This is a genomic window from Paenalcaligenes sp. Me52, assembly GCF_050487965.1.
Lineage (GTDB): Bacteria > Pseudomonadota > Gammaproteobacteria > Burkholderiales > Burkholderiaceae_B > Paenalcaligenes.
In genome coordinates this window covers 1-651 of sequence record NZ_JBKQFO010000029.1, presented here as the reverse complement: position 1 = coordinate 651, position 651 = coordinate 1, and the positions used below count along the sequence as shown (strand labels likewise).

Below are 651 nucleotides of genomic sequence, written 5' to 3'. Positions count from 1 at the left end.
ACATCCGGCAATTATCATCACTTCTTCATCTGCGACAAAATTGTCCGGCACTGATTAGCCTCCCCTTCGGAAGGTGAGATCAGTGCCAGCAATGCTGCCGCTGGCGTAACCAGCGTTGCCAGTGCCGCCGCAACAGCACCACGGGCAATCAACGGCCCGGCTTTCACCCCAGCCTGCGGATTTTTAAACGTCCCACGCACATACAGCGGCGAACGCAGCGTGATAATGCGAATCCCTTTACTTTCTGGATCGATAGTTAAATCCAGCTGTTCCGAAGCAAAACTTGCCGTGCCGGTAACATTGATCAACGCATTCTCGGTATCAAAAGCGAAAACCTGCGGACGCGCCACACCGTTGGCAATATCCAGATTCGCTGCCGCGCAGTTCACCCGCACCTCATCATCACCAAATATCGCACCGACAATGTAGTTGCCGACATTCAGCCCAACAATCTCCATCAGGTTGCGGCTCACCAGCCCGTCATTCATCAACAGTTTCAGGTTGCCGTTACTGTTGCCTAAAAGCGCCGCCACCGAGTTACCGCTACCGCGCAGTTCCGCGTCACCGTTCATTTCCCCCAGCGTCTTCTGCATCAGTTCTACATCGGGCATCAGTTCTTTCAGTTTCAGTCGACGAGCCTGAATATCTGCC

The 651-nt window shown here is 53.8% G+C and carries 1 protein-coding gene; it reads right to left on the bottom strand.

Going from position 1 to position 651, the window contains the following annotated elements:
• Positions 1 to 17: 17 nt before the first annotated feature.
• On the bottom strand, positions 18 to 651 hold a 634-nt coding region (locus ACLO87_RS16785; protein ID WP_430224342.1), incomplete at its 5' end, for an AsmA family protein.